Origin of the sequence: Thalassobaculum salexigens DSM 19539 (genome assembly GCF_000423805.1) — a bacterium.
Lineage (GTDB): Bacteria > Pseudomonadota > Alphaproteobacteria > Thalassobaculales > Thalassobaculaceae > Thalassobaculum > Thalassobaculum litoreum.
Map to the genome: position 1 here is coordinate 1,026,285 of NZ_KE384094.1, position 18,701 is coordinate 1,044,985.

The following is an 18,701-nucleotide window of genomic DNA, read 5'->3' on the forward strand; positions in this document are numbered from 1 at the left end:
GGAGAGCCTTGAATGTTGCGTAACCTGGAATCCGCCTGCGCCGTGGCGCTGCTGACGGGGATCGTGATCCTCGTCGGCATCGCCGCCGTCGCCCGGAGCATGGGCAGCCCGATCATCTGGTCGGTCGAGGTCGCCCAATTGCTGTTCGTCTGGCTGTGCATGCTCGCCGCCGACCTGGCGATGCAGCAGCGCCGGCATTTCTGCATGTCGTTGCTGCCCGACAGCCTCGGCCCGCGCGGCCGACACGCGCTGGAGGCGGTCAACCTGCTGATTGTCATCGCCCTGCTCGTGTTCCTCTGGATCTACGCCTGGCGGAACATGGTGCTGATGCACCCCCGGCTGATCGGTGCCACCCAGATGAACGGGTCGCTGATCCACGCCTCCATGGTGGTCGGCCTGCTCCTGCTGCTGCGCACCTCGGTAGCGCAGTTCGTCGCCCACCTGCGTAACACGGCCCCTCCGGGAAAGACCGACAGATGCTGATGCTGGTGGCCGCGCTGTTCGCGGTGTTTCTGATCGGCGGGATTCCCGTCGCCTTCGCCCTGGCCCTGGCGTCCGTCCCGGTCTTCGTCCTGACCGGCACCATGCCGCCGACGGTGGCGATCCAGAAGATGGTGACCGCGACCCAGAGCTTCCCGCTGCTCGCCGTGCCGTTCTTCATCCTGGCCGGCAACCTGATGAACGCCACCGGGATCACCGACCGGCTGGTCCGGTTCTCCCGGCTGCTGACCGGCTGGATGGCCGGCGGCCTCGCCCAGGTCTCGATCATGCTGAGCCTGATGATGGGCGGCGTGTCCGGCTCGGCGGTGGCGGACGCCTCCATGGAGGCGCGGCTGCTCGGCCCGAGCATGCTCAAGCAGGGCTATTCGAAGGCCTCCACCGCCGCGATCCTGGCCTTCGGCTCGATCATCACCGCCACCATCCCGCCCAGCATCGGGCTGATCCTGTTCGGCTACATCAACGAGGTGTCGATCGGCCGCCTGTTCCTCGGCGGGGTCGTCCCCGGCGTGGTGCTGACCGCGGTGCTGATGGCCACCACCTGGCTGGTGGCCAAGCGCCGGGGCTACGTGCCCGACCTGCCGCGGATCCCCGCCGCGCGGGAGATCGGCGCCGGCTTTCTGGAAAGCATCTGGGCGCTGATGTTCCCGGTGGTCCTGGTGGTCGGCTTCCGCTTCGGGATCTTCACCGCCACCGAGGCCGGCGTGTTCCTGGTGTTCTACGCCCTGATCATCGGCTTCGGGGTCTATCGCGAGCTGACCCTGGCGAAACTACTTGAGGCGGCGCGGGAGACGGTCTCGGACCTCGGCATGATCATGCTGCTGATCATGACGGCGGGTGTGCTCGGCTATGCCATGACCATCGAGCGGGCGCCCCAGGACATCGCCGGCTTCGTCACCACCCTGACCGCCGATCCGTTGTTGATCCTGCTGCTGGTCATGGGGCTGCTGGTGGTCAGCGGCATGTTCCTGGAAGGGGCGGCGAACATCCTGCTGGTCACCCCCATAGTCATGCCGGTGCTGATCGAGGCCGGATACGACCCGGTGCATATGGGCGTGCTGATCGTCTCGCTGATCAATTTCGGGGGTCTCACGCCGCCGGTCGGGGTTATCATGTTCACGGTCTGCGGCATTCTCGACTGCAAGACCGGCGCGTTCACCCGGGCGGCCTTGCCCTTCTTCGCCGCCATGCTGCTGTTCTTCGCGCTGCTCGTGGCTTTTTCCGGTCTGACCGTTTGGCTTCCCAATCAACTCATGTAGAGGACGCAACCGTTTGGCATGGTGCCCAGGATCACGACGATGACGAAGAATCCCTTCTCGATCGCCGGCAGCGTCACCTCCGAGGACGCGATGCGGGGCGGGCCCCGCCTGACGACCTCGGCACGGGTATATGGCGAGATCCGCGAACGGATCATCGCCCTGGACCTGCCGCCGGACACCATCCTGGTGCGCAGCGAGCTGGCCGATCGGTTCACCGTCAGCCAGTCGCCGGTGCGCGAGGCGATCCTGCGCCTGGAGCAGGACGGTCTGGTGATCTCCTACCCGCAGTCGCGCACGATGGTGACGCGGATCGACACCGCCCGGGTGCGCGAGGAGCATTTCCTGCGTACCGCCGTCGAATGCGAGGTGGTCCGCCGGCTCGCCGAAGCGCGCGACGCGGACGCCCTGAAGAAGGCCCGCGGCTTCCTGAAGATGCAGGAGGCGCTGGTCGAGGACATGGACCAGGTCGACCTGTTCAAGCAGCTCGACGATGCGTTCCATGCGGCCCTGTTCGCCAGCGTGAACCAGTCGAGCCTGCACCAGCACATCCAGGCCCGCTGCGGGCACCTGGCCCGCCTGCGGACCCTGGACCTGCCCAGCCCGGGCAAGACGGCGTCGGTGCTGGACGCCCATCGCGCTGTGGTGGACGCGATCGAGACCGGCGACGGCGACCTGTCGGTGCGCACCATGCGCGAGCACCTCTCCGGCTCCCTGCGGCGGATGCCGCAGATCGTGGAGGAGCATGCCGAGCTGTTCTGCTGAGGGCCGGGCGGGGTGCCATACCGGGCGGTGGAAGCGCGTTCGTCACTCCGCACCGTAGGACGGCGCCCGCCACGCGGCGTAGCGCTTGCCGATCCAGGGCGACGCCATGCCGAGGCCGGTGTTGCCCAGCGCCATCGCGACGAACAACAGGCCTTCGTCGGTCGCCCACGCACAGAACCCGGTGGCCGCGAAGATCAGCGCCCACAGCAGCGTGAGGACCGTGTTGGTCTCCTTGAACAGCGGATGCCCCCAGGCGTCCCGGGGCGCCTGCCGGCGGGCGACGATTGTGGTCCACGGCCGGCCGATCAGGACGCTGAGCAGCGAGAGCCCTGCCAACACCGAGAACACTGTGGCGGAGAGCGGCATGCCGGTGGGCTAGCAAACGCGAAACCCGCGTTCAACCCCGAGCGTCCGACCGGGGCGCTCGCTCTGAAATCAGAAATTTGGGAAATGATGGCGGAGGGAGCGGGATTCGAACCCGCGAGAGACTTTCGCCCCTACACACTTTCCAGGCGTGCGCCTTCAACCACTCGGCCACCCCTCCTGAGGAGGCGGGAACGTAATAGAGCTTGCGCCGCTTTGCAACGCCCTCATGCAGGTGTTCTTTCGCCTGATGCCGTAAGGGGTTAAGATCCGGGTTCCCGGCGCAGGCGCGGCCCCCGGAACTGCGAATGACTACTGCGGATGGCCGCGGCACCAAACCACAGGTGACTTCATGCGTACCCTCCTGCGCTGTCTCGGCTGGCTGTTCGCCGCCCTCGCCGCAGCCTTCCTGACCCGGGACCTCTACCAGCTGGTCGACCAGGGCCTCTTCCAGCCGCTCTCCACCGGGTTCGTTTGGTTCACCCTGCACCCGACCTCCCTGCAGCTCGCCGAGGCCGGAATCTCGCGCCATGTCAGCCAGTTCCTGTGGCACCCGGTGATCTCGACGGTCCTGACCTGGCCGGCCTTCGCGGTCACCGGCGGGCTCGCCGTGCTGTTCTTCCTCGGCGGCCGTAAACCGGGGCGCCCCGCCAGCCGGTCGCGCTCGGGCGAGTATTTTAAACAAGATTAGACTTGCTTTAATAAACCGACAGCGCGATCATCCTGGAACGGCCCTGTCAGAAAGGGTCGCCGTAAGGAGGAGGCCCGCATGTCCGTTGCCTTTGACGACCGCCCGACCGAAACCGCCCCCGCGCCGATCTGGGTCGAGGCCCTGCCGCTGGCCGATCTGCAGCGCAAGGGGCGCGCCCTGGTGAAGCGGGAGGGCCGGCAGATCGCGCTGTTCGACACGGCCGGCGGCGTGCGCGCCATCGCCAACCGCTGCCCGCACCAGGGCTATCCGCTGTCCGAGGGCACGCTGTCCGAGAGCACGCTGTCCGAGAGCACCGGGGACGCGCCCTGCACGCTGACCTGCAACTGGCATAACTGGAAATTCGACCTGGCGACCGGGGCGGTGATCGGCGGCGGCGACGCGGTGCGGGTCTTCCCCAGCGAGATCAGGGACGGCACCGTCTGGATCGACATCGCCGACCCGCCCGCCTCGCAGCGGATCTCGCGGGCGCTGGCCGGCCTGCGCGACGGGTTCCGCGATCCGAGCGACGACCGCATCGCCCGCGACCTCGCCCGGATCGAGGCGGCGGGGGTCGATCCGCGCCTGGGGGTGCGGGCGGCGATCCGCTGGACCCATGACCGCTTCCGGTGGGGCATGACCCACGCCCATGCGGCGCTGGCCGACTGGCTGGCCCTGGCCGACGAACAGGACGATCCGGTCGACCGGCTGGTCTGCGTCACCGAGATCGTCGCCCATCTGGTCGACGACAGCCTGCGCGAGGATTCCTATCCCTATGCCGACGGCGCCGAGGCCTGGGACGAGGAGGCCTTCGTCGCCGCCGTGGAGGCGGAGGACGAGGGCCGGGCGATCCGGCTGGCGCGCGGCGGGCTGGCGGCGGGCGGCTGGTCGCGGATCGACCGTGGCCTGTGCCGGGCGGCCCTGGCGCACTACCAGGATTTCGGCCATTCGGTGATCTATGTGGAGAAGACCCGCGAGGCGGTGCGGCGGCTGGACGGGGCCAACGACATGCCGGAGCACGCCGATGGCGGGTCGGTGGCGGAGCCGCTGGCGCTGCTGCTGGTCCGCGCCCTGATCTATGGCCGGCGCGAGGACCTGATCCCGGAATTCAAGGCCTACCGCCCGGCGCGCGACGGCTGGACCGGGCGCGGCCGCAGCCCGGTGAAGCCGGCCGACCTGTGCCGCGTGTCGGTCGCCAAGGCGCTGGCGCGGGTATCGGACGGCAGCGCCGATCCGCAGCGCTGCTACGACGCGGTGATGGCTGCGGCGGCATGGCAGCTGCTCCATGCCGATCCGGTCTACGCCACCCGGGCGGAACAGCCGATCAGCCGCAATGTCGGCCGGCTCGACTTCAGCCATGCCATCACCTTCGCCAATGCCGGGCGGCGGATCATGGCCCGGCACCCGGCCCTCGCTCCCGACGTGCTGCTGCAAACCGCCTGTTTCCTGGGCCGCAACGCCGGCTATGTCGACCCGGCCTATCCGGTGGAGCGCTGGCGTGTCACAGCCCCCCGGGCTTTCGTCGAGGACTGTGCCCGCGCGGTGATCGATCACGGCAACCCGGAATTCATCGTATCCGCCCACCTCGTGAAGATGACCTGCGCGGTGCGCGAGGAGATCGAGGCCGCCCCGCACGCGTCCTGGGTCCCGGACCTGGCCGCCGCGCTGAACCGGTTCCTCAACGAGCCCTTCAAGCGCAAGCTGACCCGCCGGGTCGCCTATCAGGCGCGCGAGACGGTGAAGAGCGAATAGGGCAGATAGGGAGTGGCCGGGGGTGCGTTCCCTCGGCCATGATGCGCCCCTCACCAGCACGCCGGGGGCCGCATGACCGAGAACAAGACCGCAGGGAAAACGATCAGCGATCTGATCGAGGACCGGTTCGGCCTGCCGACCGAGGACGGGCGCGACATGCCGGCCGAGGGCGAGATCGCCGCGATCCTGAACCACCGCAGCCACCGCCGCTACACGGACCAGCCGGTTCCCGACGAGCTGCTGCGCATCGCGCTCGCCGGTGCCTTCTCCGCGCCCGCCAAGTCCGACCTGCAGCAATGCTCGGTGATCGTGGTCAAGGATCCGGAGATCCGCCGGGCGCTGAACGAGCAGATCAACGACCCCTGGGTCACCGCCGCCCCATGCCTGCTTGTGTTCTGCGGCGACAACCGGCGCATCCACAAGATCGCCGAGGCCAAGGGCACGCCCTATCCCAACGACCACCTGGACGCGTTCCTGAACTGCGCGGGAGACGCCGCCATCGTCATGGCGACCTTCATCCGCGCCGCCGAAGCACTCGGGCTCGGCTGCTGCCCGATCAGCGTGATCCGCAACAAGATCGAGGCGGCGTCGGAGGTCCTGGGACTGCCGGACTACGTGTTTCCGTTCGTCGGCATGGGGCTGGGCTTCCCGGAGCGCGAGGGCTGGGTCAGCCTGCGCCTGCCGCCGAGCGTGACCGTGCATTCCGACCGCTACGACGACGGCGACGTGCTGGCGGAGATCGACGCCTACGACCGGCGGCGCGACGCGAAGTTCTCCACGCCCAAGGAGAAGTACCGGATGGTCGAGGAGTTCGGCGCGCCGGACTTCTACGGCTGGTCCGACGACAAGGCCCGGCAATACGCCGTGCCCCAGCGCAAGAACCTGTCGGCGTTCCTGAGGTCGAAAAAGTTCAATCTGGATTGAGGGGAAGTGTTCCCCCTCCCCGTCATCCCGAACTCGTTTCGGGATGACGGGCGTGGGTGATAGAGAGTTGCCGCCTCAGCCGTCCTGATCCGACCAGGGGCGTAGGAACACGTCGTCCACCGGGATCTTGTACGCCTCCGCTAAAGCATTGGTCTGGTTGAACATGCCGACCACGGCCAGCAGTTCGCCATACTCCGCGTCGGACATGCCGAGCTTACGGGCGGCGCCCGTATGGCTCCGGGTGCAGTAGTCGCAGCCGTTGGTGACGGAGACCGCCACGGCGATCATCTCCTTGAATTTCGGGTCGAGCGCGCCCAGCGCCATCACCTCCTTCAGCCCGTACCACAGCCGCTTCAGGGTCGGCGGATGGGAGGCGAAGACCTTCCAGGCATTCGGCACGAAGCCGATGCCCTTGGTCGCCATGATGTCGTCGAACACCGCGCGGACCTCGTCCGAGGCGTTCTCGTATTCGACCATGACGACGGTGGCGGGTTCGGTGGACATGGGCGGTTCCTTCCCTTGGGGTTTCGCGGTTTCCGCTCGCTCCCTCTTTTCGTCTTCCCGTCCCGGATAAAATCCGGGATTGCGCCGGGACCGAGGGAAGGGGGCCGCTGGAGCGTCCGGCGATTATTCCGCAATGCCCCGGCAGGCGTCACCCTGGATCCTGGTGCAATCCCGGATTTAATCCGCGACGGGAAAACAGAGAGAGAGGAGAGGAGGCGGTCCAGAGGTCGGCGGGTAACAGGGGGCCCTTTTCGTCTTCCCGGCCTTGCGCCGGGATCCAGGAGAAGAACCGCTGGAGCATCCGGGCATTATTCCGCAACGCTCCGGCAAGCGTCACCCTCGGTCCCGGCGCGAGGCCGGGAAGACGGAAAGAGTGCGGGAAGATGCGGGAAGACGGGGAGGATGACCGAGCCGGCGCCCGCGCGCCTATTTCTCCGCCGCCCGGTCCGCCGCCCGGACCTCCGTGTCGATGAGCTTTCGTTTTCGCTCCAGCCCCCAGCGGTAGCCGCGCAGGGTACCGTCGGTGCCGATCGCCCGGTGGCAGGGCACGATCAGCGAGACCGGGTTGTTGGCGCAGGCGCTGCCGACCGCCCGGATCGCCTTGGGCTTGCCGATGGCCGCCGCCAGGTCCGCATAAGTTCGGGTCTCGCCCATGGGGATGTCGGTGAGCGCCTGCCAGACCTGGCGCTGGAAGGCGGTACCACGGATGTCGAGCGGCAGATCGGCATGGGGCTCGCGCCCCTCCAGCATGCCGGCGACCTCGCCCAGGCTCTCGCCCAGCCCGCCCGGATCGGCGGCAAGTGTCGCATTAGGAAAATCGCCGCGTAGTTCGCCGACCAGCGACTCGTCGCTGTCGCCGATACCGACGAAGCAGATTCCGGTCTTGGTCGCCCCGACGATCACCCGTCCCAGCGCCGTATCGGCGAAGGCATAGGCGATCACCGCCCCCTCGCCGCCCTTGCCGTAGCTAGCCGGTGTCATGCCCAACTGCGCCCCCGCCTTCTCGTAGAGCCGGCTGGAGGAGCCGTAGCCGGCGCCGTACAGCGCCATGGCCACGCCCTCTCCCGACTTCAGGTTCTGTTTCAGCTTGCCGAGCCGGCGCGCGTCCCAGTACTGGCGCGGGCTGATGCCCATCACCGCCTTGAAGCTGCGCTGCAGGTGGAACGGGCTCAGACCCGCCGCGGCACCTAGCGCCTCCAGGCTCGGGCATTCGTCCTCGGCACTCTCGATCGCCCGACAGGCGGCCCGCACCGCGTCCAGGCGCGGATCCGGGGCGGCGGACTCGTCCGGCTTGCAGCGGCGGCAGGCCCGATAGCCGGCGGTGCGCGCCTGCTCCGGCGTCTGGAAGAACGAGACGTTCTCGCGCTTCGGCGTGCGCGACGGGCAGTAGGGCCGGCAGTACACGCCGGTCGTGCGCACCGCCACGATGAAGGCGCCGTCGAAGGATTTGTCGCGGGCGACGACGACCCGGTAGCGGTCGTCGTCGTCCATCGGGTTACGGGCCTGTGCCGTGGTCGCGGTCATCTGGACGGTCATCGCGGATCTCCATCGCTTGCAGTGATCCTACCCTGAACCGGCGGCCGAGGCGCCTCCATCCGCTTCTTGCGGAGACGATCCCAACAATCGATGGACCGTCAGTTCACCGCGAAGTCGGCCTTGTCCATCCCGGCCTCGACCCCGGCCTCGGTCATCTCGGCCCATGTGTTGTCGTCGATCGGAATGCCGTTGGCGGTGCGCTCGGCCGAGGTCTCGCGCTCCGGATCGCCGGGGAAGCGGATCTTGTCGTGGCCGACCGCGACCTTGGCGGTGGAGACATGGCCGACGAGCTGGTCGATCTCCGACTTGAACGGGATGTCGGCGCCGAAGCCCTTCGGGTCCATGACGATCGTCAGCATGTTGTTGCAGATCGTGTTCTGGCTCATCAGCTCCTCGCGCGCGGTGCCGCCCCCGGTCAGGCCGGCCGCCAGGATCTCGCAGATCATGGCGAGGCCGTAGCCCTTGTGCTGGCCGAACGAGAGCATGGCGCCGAACGGCTCCTCGAAGATCACGGTCGGATCGTCGGTCGGCTTGCCGTCCGGGCCGACCAGCGCGTCGGCCGGGGTCTTCTTGCCGGCGTAATAGGCGACGCGCACCTTGCCCTGGGCGACCCGCGAGGTCGCCATGTCGAGCACGATCATCGGATGGTCGTCGGTCGCGGGGATCGCCGTACAGTACGGGTTGGTCGAATACTTCGCCTCGTAGCCGCCCCAGGGCGACACGTAGGGCCGGTGGCCGGTCGTGTTGACGTAGTGGATCGAGATCAGCCCGGCCCTGGCCGCCATCTCGCCCCAGGCGCCGATCCGGCCCATGTGGTGGGTGCGGCGCAGGCCCATGATGCAGACGCCGGTCTTCTTCGCCCGCTCGATCGCCATCTCCATCGCCTCGCGGCAGACGGTCTGGCCGTAGCCCATGTTGCCGTCCAGCAGCAGATAGGCGCCGTTGTCGGTCACGACCGAGGGGCGCGCACCCGGGTTCATGGTGCCGGCGACCGCGTGCTTCATGTAGCGCGGGGCGAGGCCGACGCCGTGGCTGTCATGGCCCATCAGGTTGGCCGTCACCAGGTTCTCGGCGATGGCGCGGGCTTCCTCGGGGGAGCTCTTCGCCCCCTGCATCATGGCGCTGACGATATCGGTCAGGCGCTCGTGTCCGATGGTGATCGGCATCTCACTCCCTCGTGTTCTTTGTTTGATTGGCTGGACGATGTTGGATGGCTGTTCAAGGTACGCTTGCGGCCGAGCCTACACCGTCTCTATATGAGGCGTCATGAGCACGAATTTGCCCTTCCTGAAGATGCACGGCCTCGGCAACGACTTCGTCGTCGTCGACGGACGCACGGCCGACGCCACCCTGAGCGAGGCGCAGTACCGCGCCGTGGGCGACCGTCGCCGCGGGGTGGGTTACGACCAGTTCCTCACCATCCTGCCGCCGAAGAACGGCGGGCTGGCCTATATGGCGATCCACAACCCGGACGGCTCCCAGGCCCAGGCCTGCGGCAACGGCACCCGCTGCGTCGCCTCCCTGCTGATGGACGAAGCCGGGGCCGAGGAGATCGTGCTGGAGACCGTGGTCGGCGGGCTGATCTGCAAGCGTTCGGCCGACGGCCGGGTAACCGTCGATATGGGCAAGGCCAACCTCGCCTGGACCGAGATCCCGATCGCCGTGGAGACCGACACGCGGGAGGTCACCGTGCCGGGTGCCGAGGCCTACGGCCCGGCGACCATGGTCAACATGGGCAACCCGCACGCGGTGTTCTTCGTGGAGGACGTCGAGGCGCTCGATCTCGCCCGCATCGGCCCGCCGATCGAGACCAACCCGATCTTCCCGGAACGCGCCAATATCGAGTTCGTCAGCGTGCTTGCGCGCGACCGCCTGCGCATGCGGGTGTGGGAGCGCGGCGCCGGCATCACCCAGGCCTGCGGCTCGGGCGCCTGCGCCACGGTGGTCGCGGCCGCCCGGCGCGGGATGATCCCCGGCCGCTCGGCCAGCGTGGTGCTGGACGGCGGCGTGCTGGACATTACGTGGCGCGCCGACGGGCATGTGGAGATGACGGGACCGGTGGCGACCAGCTTCTCCGGCACCCTCGACCTTTCCGCACTCGGATCCTGAGGAGGGCGCGATGAGCCTCGTGGTGCTCGGCCGCCCTGCCATGGCGGCCGCCGACCGGGCCTGGATGGATGCGCTGCGCGGGCGGCACCGGGGCGCGATCTTCCAGGACGGCCTCGGTGCTCATGTCACCCTGATCTTCCCGACCGACGCCACCGACCCGACCACCGCCACCAGCCACCTGGCGACCGTCGCCGCCGAGACCGCGCCGATCGACCTCAGCTTCCGCGCGACCATGCCCTGGCTAGACCGCTATTCGGACGAGACCTACGTCTACCTGGTGCCCGATGCCGGCAACGGCGCGCTGATCCGGCTGCACGATTACCTGTACAGCGGTCCGTTCTCCGACGTGCTGCGGCTCGACCTGCCCTATGTGCCGCACATCACGCTCGGCCGGTTCGGCGAGGCGAAGCTCGCCAAGGCCCTGGTCGACGATCTGAACGCCCAGGACATCGAGATCCACGCTCGCCTGGATACGGTGGAACTGTTCCGCCTGAGCGAGGGCGAGCCCCCGAGGCGTCTGGCCGACGTGGCGCTGCGGGGATAGCGGCTCCTTCTTTCAGCCCCTCCCCGTCGTCCTGAACTCGTTTCAAGACCAAGTTGCCGGCGTCGGATCAGTTCCTGCAGCCCAGCGTCGCGCCGTCCGAGCATTGTTCCTGACTTTCGTCAGGATGACGGTCGGGGACGCGGCCTCCCAATGTCAGATATTCGACATCCGGATTGCCTCGCAGACCGCGTCGGTCACCTGCTGAGTCGTCGCCATGCCGCCGATATCCGGGGTGATGATCCCCTCCGCCGTCACCTTCTCCACCGCCTCCATCAATCGGGCCGCCGCCTTCGCCTCGCCCAGGTGCTCCAGCATCTGCGCCGCCGTCCAGAAGGTGGCGACCGGGTTGGCGATGCCCTTGCCGGTGATGTCGAAGGCGGAGCCGTGGATCGGCTCGAACATGGAGGGGTAGCGCCGCTCCGGATCGATATTCGCGGTCGGCGCCACGCCCAGGCTGCCGGCCAGCGCGCCGGCCAGATCGGACAGGATGTCGGCGTGCAGGTTGGTGGCGACGATGGTGTCCAGGCTCTTCGGCTTCAGGGTCATGCGCACGGTCATGGCATCGACCAGCATCTTGTCCCAGGTAACGTCCGGGAACTCCTGCGCCACCTCGGCGGCGATCTCGTCCCACATCACCATGCCGAAGCGCTGGGCGTTCGACTTGGTCACCACCGTCAGCAGCTTGCGCGGCCGCGACTGGGCCAGCTTGAAGGCATAACGCATGATCCGGGTCACACCGACGCGGGTGAAGATCGCCACCTCGGTGCCGACCTCCTCGGGCATGCCGCGATGGGTGCGCCCGCCATTGCCGGCATATTCGCCTTCGGAGTTCTCGCGCACGATCACCCAGTCCAGATCGCCCGGCCCGACGCCGGCGAGCGGCGAGGTGATGCCCGGCAGGATCTTGGTCGGCCGCACGTTGGCGTACTGGTCGAAGCCCTGGCAGATCGGCAGACGCAGGCCCCACAGGGTGATGTGGTCCGGCACGTCCGGCGCGCCGACCGCGCCGAAGAAGATCGCGTCGAACGGCTTGAGCTGGTCGCGGCCGTCCTCCGGCATCATCACGCCGTGCTTCTTGTAGTAGTCCGAGCCCCAGTCGAAATGCTCGACCTCCAGCTTGAACGACCCGTCGCGCCGCTCCAGCGCTTCCAGCGCCTGCAGGCCGGCGGCGATCACTTCCGGGCCGATGCCGTCGGCCGGAATGGCCGCGATCTTGTAGGTCTTCATGGGGGCTCCCTGACGCTTGGTCGTTTTGATTATCCGGCCAATGTAGGGGACGGAGCGACCGGTTCACAATTGCCGGATCTACCCCGGAGTCTTGCATTCCGTCCCCCATGCAGGCATCTACCGCCCTATGGCGCACACGGCTGACACCAAGACAGCTCCCTCTCACCGGGTCGAGACCTTCGGCTGCCGGCTGAACGCGCACGAGTCCGACCTGATCCAGGGGCACCTGGCGGCGTCCGGTGCCGGCGACACCATCGTGGTCAATACCTGCGCCGTCACCTCGGAGGCCGAGCGCCAGTCGCGCCAGGCGATCCGTCGGCTGATCCGCGAGAACCCGACCGCCAACGTGGTCGTCACCGGCTGTGCCGCCCAGATCGACCCGGACCGCTACGCCGCCATTCCCGGTGTCGCCCGGGTGGTCGGCAACGAGGAGAAGCTACGGCCGGAGACCTGGAACGCGCCCGCCACCGACGACGCGCCAAAGATCCTGGTCAACGACATCATGAGCGTGCGCGAGACCGCCGCCCATCTGGTCACCGAGGCGCAAGGGCGCGAGCGGGCCATCGTCCAGGTCCAGCAGGGCTGCGACCACCGCTGCACCTTCTGCGTGATCCCGTTCGGCCGCGGCAACAGCCGCTCGGTGCCCATGGGCGTGATCGTCGAGCAGGTCCGCACCCTGGTCGCGTCCGGCTACCGCGAGATGGTGCTGAGCGGGGTCGACATCACCTCCTATGGAAGCGACCTTCCGGGCAAGCCGTCGCTGGGGCAGATGGTGCGCCGCCTGCTCGCCCTGGTGCCGGAGCTGCCGCGCCTGCGCCTGTCCTCGGTCGATCCGGTGGAGCTGGACGACGACATCTGGCGGCTGCTGGAGAGCGAGCCCCGGTTCATGCCGCACCTGCATCTCAGCCTGCAGGCCGGCGACGACATGGTGCTGAAGCGCATGAAGCGCCGCCACCTGCGCGACGACGCGATCCGCGTGGTCGAGCGCGCCCGCGCCCTGCGCCCGGACATGGCCTTCGGTGCCGACGTGATCGCCGGCTTCCCGACCGAGACCGACGAAATGCACGCGAACACCGCCGCGTTGATCCGCAATCTCGGCCTGCAGTACCTGCACATATTCCCCTATTCGCCGCGTCCCGGCACGCCGGCCGCGCGCATGCCGCAAGTGCACGGCGACGCTCGCAAGGCCCGCGCCGCCGAGCTGCGGGCCATCGGTGTGGAAAACCTCTCGCGCTGGCTCGACACCCGTATCGGCACCACCGACCGGGTGCTGGTCGAGCGCGACGGCCTGGGCCATGGCGAGAGCTTCGCCGAGATCCGCGTCGTCGGCGGTGCGTCGGCGGGCGAGATCGTCGAGGTGACCCTCACCGGGCGCGACGGCACCACACTGACCGGCGAGCGCCGTGCCCGCGCCGCCGCATGAGCATGGCAGCATGACCGACACGGATACCGAGACCGACGACACCGGCGCGCCGAAAAAGGGCTGGTTCGCCCGCCTGCGCAAGGGGCTGTCGAAGTCGTCCAAGCGGCTCGTGGAAGGCATCGGCGGGCTGTTCACCAAGCGCAAGCTCGACGACGCGACCCTGGAGGAGTTGGAGGAGCTGCTGATCACCGCCGATCTCGGGGTCGAGACGGCGATGAAGCTGACCGCCAACCTGGCGCGCGAGAAGTTCGACAAGGAGGTGACCGGCGACGAGGTCCGCGCCGCCTTCGCGCAGGATATCGCGGAGATCCTGGCCCCTGTCGCCAAGCCGCTGGACCCCACCGGCCACAAGCCTTTCGTCCTGCTGATGGTCGGGGTCAACGGCTCCGGCAAGACCACCACCATCGGCAAGCTGGCGCATCAGTGGTCCCGCGAGGGTAAGTCGGTGATGCTCGCCGCCGGCGATACCTTCCGGGCCGCCGCGATCGAACAGCTCAAGGTCTGGGGCGAGCGGGCCAAGGTGCCGGTGATCGAGAAGCCGCACGGCTCCGATGCCGCCGCCCTGGCCTTCGATGCCCTGGCCGCGGCCAAGGCGGCCGGCAGCGACGTGCTGATGATCGACACCGCCGGCCGGCTGCAGAACAAGACCCAGCTCATGGACGAGCTGGCCAAGGTGGTCCGGGTCATCAAGAAGCAGGACCCCGCCGCCCCCCACGCCACAGTGCTGGTGCTGGACGGCACGGTCGGCCAGAACGCCCATGCCCAGGTGAAGGCGTTCAAGGAGATGGTCGACATCACCGGTCTGGTGGTGACCAAGCTCGACGGTTCCGCCCGCGGCGGCGTGGTCGTCGCCCTGGCGCAGAGCGTGGGCCTGCCGGTGCACGCGGTCGGTGTCGGCGAGGGCGCCGACGACCTGCGCCCGTTCGAGGCCCGGGCCTTCGCCAATTCCCTGATGGGGATCGAGTAGTAGCCGCCACGGCCCTGTCCTCGGGGCCGGTCTCTCGCTAGACTGTCCCCATGAACAAGGCATTCGTGAAAGAAGACGACGGCGGACTCGACGGCTGGGACGAGACCGACGAGGTCCATGACGACGCCGAGGACGCGCTCGACGCGCAGATGGGCCGCAACCTCATCACCCCGAAGGGCCTGGAAGCGCTGCGGGCGGAGCTGAAGCACCTGCGCAGCGTGGAGCGGCCGAAGGTGGTCGAGGTCGTCTCCTGGGCCGCCGGCAACGGCGACCGCTCGGAGAACGGCGACTACATCTACGGCAAGAAGCGCCTGCGTGAGATCGACCGCCGGATGCGCTACCTCTCCAAGCGGATCGACACCGCCGAGCCGGTGGACACGGCCCTGCAGACCCATCTGGACAAGGTGTTCTTCGGCGCCACCGTGACATATGCCGAACTGCATGACGACGGCAGCGAGAGCGAGCACACGATCCGCATCGTCGGCGTCGACGAGGCCAATACCGAGGCCGGGGCCGTGAGCTGGATCTCGCCGATCGCCAAGGCGCTGATGAAGGCGGAGACCGGCGACGCCGTCACCGTGCACACCCCCCAGGGGCCGAAGGAGATCGAGGTCGTGGCGATCCGCTACATCGCGGACTGAGCCCGATGACGATGCCATGCCTGCGACGGAGGCGCCTCGGCATGCTGGCGGCAACTCTGGCCCTGGCGGCGGGGATCTGGCTGTCGAGCATCTCCGAGGGGATTGCGCAGGACCGTGCCGCGATCGATGCCGGCCGATCCGAGGTCTGGGAGCGAAACCTCTACAAGACCCTCACCTACGAAGTGATGGCGAACGGGTTCGACATCGTCCTCTACAGCACGCTGCTCGGGGGGACCGCGGCGGCCGCGCCGGCTTTCATCCTCACCAACGCGGCGCTATCGACAGCGGCGTACTACACCCACGAGACGGTCTGGGACCTCGGCTTCGGCAATCCGCAACCGTTCGGCGGCTGGACACTCCCGTTCCGGACGGCGAGCTACCGGGTTGTGAGCTCGGCGAAGAACTATGGTCTCGGGTTGCTGTTCACCGCCGATCCGGTGGCGGCAGCCGGGTTTACCGCGGTCAGCGCGGTGGCGGATCTGTCCTTCTATCTGATCAACGATCTGGCCTGGAATCTCTATTGGCCGCTCGAAGCGGCCCCGCAGCCCCGGACCATCGAGATCGCGTTTTAGGGGCCAGATCCTCTAGGGGCCGGACCATCGACCTGAGGCGGTCGAAGCGGCACTGGCGACCACCCAGACAAACCCCAGCGTGCGTACTCAGTTCCCCGGCTGCATGATCAGCAGGGTGACCACGCCCTTGGCGTTGACCGAGACGGTCCACATGAATTTGGCGGCCTCGTGCTCCGCCAGGAACTGGTGGATCGGCTGCTCTGCCTCCGAGCGGGTCGAGTTGAGGAATTTCAGGGTCTTGAGCGGGCCGGCCGCCGCCAGGGTCGGGATGATGAAATCTCGCTGGTTTTTCATCTCCTTGATCAGCGGCTTGGAATACCGGGTCTCGGCGATCCTGCCGTCCCGCAGCTCGCCGATCAGCTCGGTCAGGGTCGCGCCCGCCAAGGCGGTCCGCTTCTCTTCCGGCGTCGCCGGAGCATGGGGAGGCGCCAGGACGAGGAGCGTGACCACCCCCTCCTCGTCCTGGGAAATGGTCCACTCGAAACTGGTCTTCTCATGTTCTGCCAGGAACCGGTCCACCTGCCGATCCGGCGCCGGCTGGGTCGAGTCCAGGAAGGTAAGGCTCTTGAGCGGTCCCGCCGCCGTCAGGGTCGGAACGATGAAGTCGCGCTGGCGCTTGATCTCAGCCCGTAACGCGTCGGAGTAGCGCGTGTCGGTGACCTGATTGTCCGACAGTTCGACGATGATTTCCTTCAGGGTCGCCCGCATCGCATCCTGCCCGCTCTTGGCTCCTGCCGCCGCCAGGATCGAATTCTGGGGGGTCAGGAGCAGCAGAATCAACAGGACGAACTTCAGCATCGTCAGGGCGTCACGCAGCCTTCGGGAGGGCGGAGGCGCGGATCGTCTCACGATTCACAGGCCCGCTCCACGGATTACTGTGACGTCGAACTGGATGGATTGACCCTGCTCGCCCGGCACGGCCACCATGCCGGCCAATCAGAAAAGCATTTTCAGGGAGTGGGTAATGGCGGACAGAAAAAAGGCGGTGGTGGTCGGCGCGCTCGGCGTGATCGGCCGCAAGCTGATCGAGGATCTCGGGCGGCGCGGTGGCTGGGAGATCGTCGGCCTGTCCCGCCGGTCGCCGGATTTCGACAGCCCGGCCACCTACATCTCCGTCGACCTGCTCGACCGGGCCGATGCCGAGGCCAAGCTCGGCGGCCTGTCCGACGTCACCCATATCTTCTACTGCGCCTTCCAGGCCCGGCCGACCTGGGCCGAGCATTCGGCGCCGAACCTCGCCATGCTGGTCAACGCGGTGGAACCGATCGAGAAGGCCTCGGCAGGGCTCGAACACGTCCACCTGATCGAAGGGAACAAGTGGTACGGCTCGCATCTGGGTCCGTTCAAGACGCCGGCCCGCGAGGACGACCCGCCGCACATGCTGCCGAACTTCTACTACGATCAGGAGATGTGGCTGCGCGCCGCCCAGAAGGGCAAGAAATGGACCTGGACGGCGCTTCGCCCGCAGACCGTCTGCGGCTTCGCGCTGGGCAACCCGATGAACATCACCACCTGCATCGCGGTCTACGCCACGATCTCCAAGGAGCTGGGCCTGCCGCTGCGCTTCCCGGGCAAGCCGGGCGCCTACGAGGCGGTCTATCAGGTCTGCGACAACCAGCATCTGGCCAACGCCATGGTCTGGTGCGGCACCGACCCGAACGCGGCGAACAACACCTTCAACATCACCAACGGCGACTTCTTCCGCTGGAAGAACGTGTGGGGCCAGTTCGCGCGGTTCTTTGACATGGAGGTCGGAGACCTGCAAACCATCTCCCTGACCGATTTCATGGCCGACAAGGGACCGCTGTGGGACAGCATCGTCGAGAAATACGGGCTTCAGAAGATCCCCTACAAGGACGTCGCCGCCTGGCCCTTCGCCGACTATGTGTTCGGCACGGACTGGGACGTGATGACCGACACCCTCAAGCTGCGCCTGCACGGCTTCCACGACTGCCTGCGCACCGACGAGATGTTCCTGCGGATCTTCCAGGAGTTCCGCGACATGAAGGTCGTTCCCTGAACGGCCCGCGGTCGCTTTGCGCCGCCCTCGTCGTCCTGCTGATGACGATGGCGGCCCTGCCGGCCCATGCCGATGCGCGGGCGGAGCTGATCGGTGCGCTGAACCAGGATCGGCAGAGCCGGGGCCTGCCTGCGCTCGTCGAAGCGCCCGCCCTCATGCAGGCGGCGGAGGCCCATGTCGGCGACATGGTGGAACGCGGCTATGTCGGCGTCCATGCGCCCGACGGCACAGATGCCGGGATCTGGCTGCAGCGCGCCGGAGTGCAGACGCCGGTGTTCAGCGCCGTCGCCGTCAGCAACCTGCCGGAGCACTGGAACCTCGCCAAGGCTGTGCTGCGCACCCAGTCGATGGCCGATGTGCTGCAGTGGCCCGGTCCGGTGAAGATCGGCGTGGGTTTCCACGAGAAGATGTTTCGCCTCGCCGATGGCGGCCTGACGGCGGAGGCGTGGTCGATCATCGTCGCCCAGGACACGCCGGCGCCGGTGACCGACGCGGTGGCCGAGCTGCTGCGTCAGATCAACGCCGCCCGCGCCCGCAAGGGAATCGATCCGGTGCGCATCAACGACAAGCTCATGCGCGCCGCCGAGATGCAGGCCGAGGACATGGCCGCCAACAGCTATATCGGCCATGGCAGCCCCGGCGGTCCCGACCTGATCGACCGGGTCAAGGCGGTAGGCTACGACTTTACCTGGGCGGCCGAGAACACCGCCGCCGGACAGGGCTCGGCACAGCTCGCGGTGGAGGCCTGGGACTCCAGCCCGGGTCACGCCAAGACCCTCTACGGCATCGAGTTCGACGAGGTCGGCATCGCCTATCGCTATGGGCCGATCGCCAAGGGTGCCCTGGTGCTGCCCCATCTCTGGGTCGCGGTGTTCGGCCGAAGGTGACGGCGTGACAGGCCGTCGCCGCAGT

General features: G+C 67.8%; 20 protein-coding genes and 1 tRNA gene. 14 read left to right on the top strand and 7 right to left on the bottom strand.

Going from position 1 to position 18,701, the window contains the following annotated elements:
* Positions 1 to 12: 12 nt before the first annotated feature.
* Genes G578_RS0120035 through G578_RS0120045 form a run of 3 tightly spaced genes read left to right on the top strand, consistent with a single transcriptional unit; the run spans position 13 to position 2,519 of the window.
* Positions 13 to 483, top strand: a complete 471-nt coding sequence (locus G578_RS0120035) for a TRAP transporter small permease (protein ID WP_028795750.1) — start codon at positions 13 to 15, stop codon at positions 481 to 483.
* Positions 477 to 1,757 (top strand): TRAP transporter large permease, encoded by a 1,281-nt coding sequence (locus tag G578_RS0120040; protein ID WP_028795751.1) that lies wholly within the window; start codon positions 477 to 479, stop codon positions 1,755 to 1,757. Before G578_RS0120035 ends, G578_RS0120040 begins: the two co-directional genes overlap by 7 nt.
* 39 nt (positions 1,758 to 1,796) lie before the next feature.
* Positions 1,797 to 2,519 carry a GntR family transcriptional regulator gene (locus G578_RS0120045; RefSeq protein ID WP_028795752.1) on the top strand — a complete coding sequence of 241 codons (723 nt, stop codon included), beginning with the start codon at positions 1,797 to 1,799 and terminating at the stop codon, positions 2,517 to 2,519.
* Between the two features lie 42 nt (positions 2,520 to 2,561).
* Here G578_RS0120045 and G578_RS0120050 read toward each other — a convergent pair whose 3' ends face one another.
* Both G578_RS0120050 and G578_RS0120055 read right to left on the bottom strand, forming a co-directional pair.
* On the bottom strand, positions 2,562 to 2,858 hold the full coding sequence (locus G578_RS0120050) for a hypothetical protein (RefSeq protein WP_156907401.1): 297 nt from the start codon (positions 2,856 to 2,858) through the stop codon (positions 2,562 to 2,564).
* Positions 2,859 to 2,973: 115 nt separating this feature from the next.
* Positions 2,974 to 3,063, bottom strand: a tRNA-Ser gene (locus G578_RS0120055).
* Between the two features lie 171 nt (positions 3,064 to 3,234).
* Between G578_RS0120055 and G578_RS28720 the strand changes: the two genes are divergently transcribed.
* From G578_RS28720 to G578_RS0120070, 3 genes are all read left to right on the top strand, one after another.
* Entirely contained in the window at positions 3,235 to 3,573 is a 339-nt protein-coding gene (locus G578_RS28720) for a hypothetical protein (protein WP_051245052.1), read from the top strand.
* A 78-nt stretch (positions 3,574 to 3,651) separates the two neighbouring features.
* Positions 3,652 to 5,322 carry a Rieske (2Fe-2S) protein gene (locus G578_RS0120065; RefSeq protein WP_028795754.1) on the top strand — a complete coding sequence of 557 codons (1,671 nt, stop codon included), beginning with the start codon at positions 3,652 to 3,654 and terminating at the stop codon, positions 5,320 to 5,322.
* Positions 5,323 to 5,394: 72 nt separating this feature from the next.
* Complete coding sequence (locus tag G578_RS0120070; protein WP_028795755.1) at positions 5,395 to 6,246, top strand: nitroreductase family protein; 852 nt, start codon at positions 5,395 to 5,397, stop codon at positions 6,244 to 6,246.
* A gap of 75 nt (positions 6,247 to 6,321) precedes the next feature.
* Here G578_RS0120070 and G578_RS0120075 read toward each other — a convergent pair whose 3' ends face one another.
* The 3 genes from G578_RS0120075 to G578_RS0120085 form a co-directional block, all read right to left on the bottom strand.
* Complete coding sequence (locus G578_RS0120075; protein WP_028795756.1) at positions 6,322 to 6,750, bottom strand: carboxymuconolactone decarboxylase family protein; 429 nt, start codon at positions 6,748 to 6,750, stop codon at positions 6,322 to 6,324.
* A gap of 426 nt (positions 6,751 to 7,176) precedes the next feature.
* A complete protein-coding gene (ada, locus tag G578_RS0120080; RefSeq protein ID WP_211228966.1) occupies positions 7,177 to 8,286 on the bottom strand; it encodes a bifunctional DNA-binding transcriptional regulator/O6-methylguanine-DNA methyltransferase Ada in 1,110 nt (369 codons plus the stop codon).
* 98 nt (positions 8,287 to 8,384) lie between these two features.
* Positions 8,385 to 9,452, bottom strand: a complete 1,068-nt coding sequence (locus G578_RS0120085) for a malate/lactate/ureidoglycolate dehydrogenase (RefSeq protein WP_038015208.1) — start codon at positions 9,450 to 9,452, stop codon at positions 8,385 to 8,387.
* Positions 9,453 to 9,552: 100 nt separating this feature from the next.
* Here G578_RS0120085 and dapF point away from each other — a divergent pair, with 100 nt between their 5' ends.
* Together dapF and G578_RS28725 are read left to right on the top strand one after the other, a co-directional pair.
* Entirely contained in the window at positions 9,553 to 10,395 is an 843-nt protein-coding gene (dapF, locus tag G578_RS0120090; RefSeq protein ID WP_028795759.1) for a diaminopimelate epimerase, read from the top strand.
* A 10-nt stretch (positions 10,396 to 10,405) separates the two neighbouring features.
* The gene (locus tag G578_RS28725; protein WP_051245054.1) at positions 10,406 to 10,939 is read left to right on the top strand and encodes a 2'-5' RNA ligase family protein; all 534 of its coding nucleotides are present in this window, start codon (positions 10,406 to 10,408) and stop codon (positions 10,937 to 10,939) included.
* Positions 10,940 to 11,092: 153 nt separating this feature from the next.
* On the opposite strand, the gene G578_RS0120100 is transcribed toward G578_RS28725, so the two are convergent.
* Positions 11,093 to 12,166, bottom strand: coding sequence for a tartrate dehydrogenase (locus tag G578_RS0120100; RefSeq protein ID WP_028795760.1), 1,074 nt, complete (start codon positions 12,164 to 12,166; stop codon positions 11,093 to 11,095).
* A 127-nt stretch (positions 12,167 to 12,293) separates the two neighbouring features.
* Between G578_RS0120100 and mtaB the strand changes: the two genes are divergently transcribed.
* From mtaB to G578_RS0120120, 4 genes are read left to right on the top strand one after another with little or no spacing between them, the layout of a single operon-like run.
* Positions 12,294 to 13,589, top strand: a complete 1,296-nt coding sequence (mtaB, locus tag G578_RS0120105) for a tRNA (N(6)-L-threonylcarbamoyladenosine(37)-C(2))-methylthiotransferase MtaB (RefSeq protein WP_028795761.1) — start codon at positions 12,294 to 12,296, stop codon at positions 13,587 to 13,589.
* Positions 13,590 to 13,599: 10 nt separating this feature from the next.
* Complete coding sequence (gene ftsY / locus G578_RS0120110) at positions 13,600 to 14,556, top strand: signal recognition particle-docking protein FtsY (RefSeq protein WP_028795762.1); 957 nt, start codon at positions 13,600 to 13,602, stop codon at positions 14,554 to 14,556.
* 50 nt (positions 14,557 to 14,606) lie between these two features.
* Positions 14,607 to 15,197 (top strand): transcription elongation factor GreB, encoded by a 591-nt coding sequence (gene greB / locus G578_RS0120115; RefSeq protein ID WP_028795763.1) that lies wholly within the window; start codon positions 14,607 to 14,609, stop codon positions 15,195 to 15,197.
* Positions 15,198 to 15,238: 41 nt separating this feature from the next.
* Positions 15,239 to 15,769, top strand: coding sequence for a hypothetical protein (locus G578_RS0120120; protein ID WP_028795764.1), 531 nt, complete (start codon positions 15,239 to 15,241; stop codon positions 15,767 to 15,769).
* An 87-nt stretch (positions 15,770 to 15,856) separates the two neighbouring features.
* Here G578_RS0120120 and G578_RS0120125 read toward each other — a convergent pair whose 3' ends face one another.
* Positions 15,857 to 16,567, bottom strand: a complete 711-nt coding sequence (locus G578_RS0120125; protein WP_028795765.1) for a hypothetical protein — start codon at positions 16,565 to 16,567, stop codon at positions 15,857 to 15,859.
* 166 nt (positions 16,568 to 16,733) lie between these two features.
* On the opposite strand from G578_RS0120125, the gene G578_RS0120130 reads away from it, so the two are divergent.
* Together G578_RS0120130 and G578_RS28730 are read left to right on the top strand one after the other, a co-directional pair.
* The gene (locus G578_RS0120130) at positions 16,734 to 17,789 is read left to right on the top strand and encodes an SDR family oxidoreductase (protein ID WP_028795766.1); all 1,056 of its coding nucleotides are present in this window, start codon (positions 16,734 to 16,736) and stop codon (positions 17,787 to 17,789) included.
* A gap of 41 nt (positions 17,790 to 17,830) precedes the next feature.
* Positions 17,831 to 18,676, top strand: coding sequence for a CAP domain-containing protein (locus G578_RS28730; RefSeq protein ID WP_084619051.1), 846 nt, complete (start codon positions 17,831 to 17,833; stop codon positions 18,674 to 18,676).
* Positions 18,677 to 18,701: the final 25 nt, after the last annotated feature.